Annotated in this window: 2 protein-coding genes and 1 pseudogene; all 3 read left to right on the top strand. The window is 60.6% G+C overall.

The features are described from left to right. The first annotated feature begins 79 nt into the window (after positions 1–79). Positions 80–2,785 (top strand): RHS repeat-associated core domain-containing protein, encoded by a 2,706-nt coding sequence (locus tag HP546_RS27165; RefSeq protein ID WP_172231994.1) that lies wholly within the window; start codon positions 80–82, stop codon positions 2,783–2,785. A gap of 135 nt (positions 2,786–2,920) precedes the next feature. Then, a complete protein-coding gene (locus HP546_RS27160) occupies positions 2,921–3,124 on the top strand; it encodes a cold shock domain-containing protein (protein ID WP_172231991.1) in 204 nt (67 codons plus the stop codon). Positions 3,125–3,522: 398 nt separating this feature from the next. Beyond that, positions 3,523–3,970 (top strand): annotated as a pseudogene (locus tag HP546_RS27155) (penicillin-binding protein 2); the annotation flags it as partial.

Here is a 3,970-nt window from a genome sequence, read left to right as displayed (position 1 = left end):
AAAACTAAAGACGCATGCGAAATCTTTGTATCCAAATAAACTACCAACCGACAACTTCTGGGCTACCGCTGATTCGGCCGTGCAACTAACCGAACAGCAAGGCCTGGGCGCCCGGTGCCTGTCGAGGCGTACCAGCACCACCACTGCAAAAACCGACGGCACCTTCCAACGCTCGGTGCAATGGGCGGACCACCTCGGCACGCAGCACCTGCGCCTCGATCAGCGGTACGACCCCGCCGGCAATGTCATCAGCCACACCCGCACCTTGGGCGAGCAGACGCTGAACTACACGCTCGAACGCGATGTTCTCGGTAGGGTCACCAAGGTAACCCAACCCGATAACACAACCATCGAGCGCACTTACCACGGCTTCAGCAACCAGGTTTGCACGCTGACCGTGGACGGTAAGGTGGTCGCGAGCCAGGCGCTGAACGAACACGGCAAGCTCACCACACGCACGGTAGGCAGCCGCGAATACCGGTTTGCCGACCAGACCGTGACCTTGCCCGACAAGACCCGGTTGCAGAGGCTTCAGACTGCCAGCAGCGCGCGCTTTGCGGCAGATGACAACGCCCTGTACCGCGAGACAAACTATAACGGATCGACCGTGCTGAGCAGCGCGCCTGGCCCACTGTCCGGTTCAGGCTGGCAACAGCTGATCGCCAGCGCGCAGGTGCCCGGGTGCCGGCGAACCACTGAAAAAACACCGCGAGGTACTGTCAGGCGTGCCGAATGGCAGAGCCTGCGGGGGCAAAACCTTGCAGCGCGACGCGCTGACGGCCGCACGCGGCGGGTGTTCCTCGACAGCCAGGGACGGCTGTTGCGCACCTGCCAGGAGCACGAGGACGTGTTGTACCGCTACGACGAGCTTGATCGCCTGCAGGCGCGCCGGGTGCACGCGCTGACTGGCGCCGGGCAATGGCAGGTGCACAGCGAACATGACGGCTTCAACCGGGAAACCGCGCGCACCTTCCTGCGCAACGGAGCACCCTGCTTCAGCCAGCACATGACCTGGCGTGGCGACGGTCGCCTGGCCAGCAAGGCCAGCTGGCAGGACGGCGAATTGCTGCGCACTGAACACTTCACCTATGACCCGCTCGACCGCCTGGCAAGCTATGCCTGTGACACCTCGCATGCGGCACTCTGCCCGCAGGATGCCAACGGCACACCGGTCAAGGCCCAGACGTTCAGCTGGGACAGCCTGGACAATATGACCCGTTGCACCAGTACCCCATTCGAAGGCGATGCGGTGACGGAAACGTTCGACTATGCAATGGCCTCTGACCCTACGCGCCTGACCTCGATGAAAACCGGCAAGCAGACAACGGCCCTGACCTGGAACAGCAATGGCCAACTGCGCAAGGTCGGCCAGCAACGCACACTGGACTACAACGCCGCCGGCCAGCTCAACAGTGTCAAGGACAGTACCGGCGCCCTGCTCACCCGTTACGAATACGACGGCCTGCAACGTCTGGGGGCGCAATATGACCAGCAGCACCAGACCACCCATGAACTGCGCTACGACGGCGATGAACTGATCGGCCAGGTGTGTTTCGACCAGGCTGGCAAGCCCACCCGACACACCAGCATCTCTCCGGGGCTGGCGCAGTATGACGGCAACCAGGTGCGCTGGCTGATCGACGACCCCCAATCGGGGATCGTCGGCCAGGTCTGCGACGCCAACCTGCAACTCGCCCCGCTGCTACCCTTCGGCGAAGGCGCGGCACTGGAGGAGGTGATCAGCGGCTACAACGGCATGCGCCGCGACCCGGTGATCGGCCAGTATCATGCAGGCCATGGATACCGCTGCTACGTACTGGCCCTGCGTCGTTATGCCCAGCCTGACTGGCTTAGCCCATTCGGCGAAGGGGGTGTCAACGACTATGCCCACTGCCCGGACCCGGTCAACCTGCATGATCCCAGCGGCGCGATCATGATCAGCCGCGAGGAACAGAAACAGACCTTGCGCAGCTATAAAGAGGTCCTGCGTGAGACCAAGCCCATGCAGGTCGGTGGACGCTGGCGTGGCCTGGCGCTTTCGGCCACGCTGACAATATTGGGTATCGTCGCTTCGGTGATGACCGGTGGCGCCGCCTCGGTGCTCTTCGCCGCGATGACGGTCTGCTCGGTACTCTCGTTCAGCTTCGAGGTGGCCTCTGTATTGACGGAGGAGTCCCACCCTGAACTGTCCAGGAAGCTAGGCTATGCGTCGCTGGCGTTTGCGCTGGCGTCGCTTACTGAAAGTGCGGTGGGCCTGATCAAGAAGCTACCGGCCCTGGTCAAGAACGGGATGCGAGCGGTGCGCCAGGTCGGCAAAAGGGTCTTGCACGCCAAGGATCTTACCAGGCCTCCGACCAGCACCGCGCGCTTCAGCGAGTACGCGATGCAGAACCTTAAGGGCGCTCGCACTTCCACCGAGGCAGTGACACCTGCCCGCCGTGGCATAGGGAACACGCTCAAGGCCAAAGCCAGCCAATTGATCGACTACCTGGGCGAGGCAAACTTCAAGGACCTTCGAGAGGTGGAATATTGGAGTTTAAGGATAACGGGGAAAGCCCAGCACAAGCTTTATCTCCTGAACAACTTCGCGATCCTGCCTCGTCGCGGAACAGCAGCCGCCTTGCTAGTAGGTAAGGGGATCGAAACCTACATTGCAACCAGCTCCATCATCGCACTCTCAAGCAATGATGCGTCAGACCCCGTCACGCCATGGGGACGTTACACCGTAAAGGTAGAGCAGATGTACAGTTGGGGCCAAACAGGTCGTGGGCATCTGCTGCAATAATTCCAGGAAGATTATCGCTTGCTACCGATCATGCAACATGCGGCAGACGTGAAAAGCAACAGTACTAAAGTACATTTCAAATGGTCAGCCTTTTTATTGATACCTTAGCGTCAAATCCAACCAGGAGCGATAAACATGAGCGATATAAAGACGGCAAAAGTCAAGATGTACAATGCCTCACTGAAAGCGGGCTTCCTCGACTACGAGATCGAAGATGAAGATGTCATCCTGGCTGAGGAGGCAGTGGGATCGCTAAACTTGAAAAATGGTGACATGGTGAGATTCAAAGTAGTAAAAAAAGGCAACAGGCACTACGCCACCAACGTAGAACTTACGTAATTACGCAAAGCCAGTGTCAGAGGGCAGATCGGCGAACACGCTCGCCGAAGCGCCCGGGCCTGCATTGACAACGTCGCGGCTAATAGTCGCGAGCTGAGGTACCTGGTGTGGTGTTGCGCAAACACCTTGCCAGGTATCCTCGCTTACTCCCTGCCCATAGCCAGATTGTGTAGCCGGCCTACCTGGTCTGCTCCGTGCGATGTTTGCTGCATCTGGTCTCGCTCCCCGCCATGAACAAATCTTCATGTTGCCCGTCAGCGCCCTGATCACGGGCTACCCAGCCAATATCAGGCTGACGCCCCCCGCCACTCGCCTTGAGGGTGCAGTAGGTGTTGCGTAGCATCCCCGGCCCGATCGCGCGCCCGCACGGCGCGATACCTTGCAAAAACGAGCCACCGATGCCGCAACCCATCCCCCTCAAGGACCACGAAAAGGAAAAGCACCTGGTCAACCGCCGGCTTCTCGCCTGCGCCGCCCTGGTGTTCAGCCTGGTCTGTGTACTGGTGGGCCGGCTCTACGTGCTCCAGGTGCTGCAACACGACCAGCAGACCGCCGTGTCGGAAAACAATCGCGTGCACGTGCTGCCCATCGCCCCTGAACGCGGGCTGATCTACGACCGCAACGGCGTGGTGCTGGCCGACAACAAGCCCAGCTTCGACCTGACCATGACCCGCGAGCGGGCCGGCGGCGACTCGGCCAAGGTGCTCGATACCCTGGCGCAGGTGCTGGGCCTGAACGAAGATGACCGCAAGCAGTTCGACAAGGACCTGCGGCGCGGGCGCAAACCGTTCGAGCCGGTTACCTTGATGGTCGGGCTGAGCGAAGAGCAGATCGCCCTGGTGGCAG

The sequence above is a fragment of the Pseudomonas sp. CM25 genome (genome assembly GCF_013179705.1).
Taxonomy (GTDB): Bacteria; Pseudomonadota; Gammaproteobacteria; order Pseudomonadales; family Pseudomonadaceae; genus Aquipseudomonas.
Note: the sequence above shows the minus strand (reverse complement) of the source record. Positions and strands in the feature narration are given on the sequence as shown.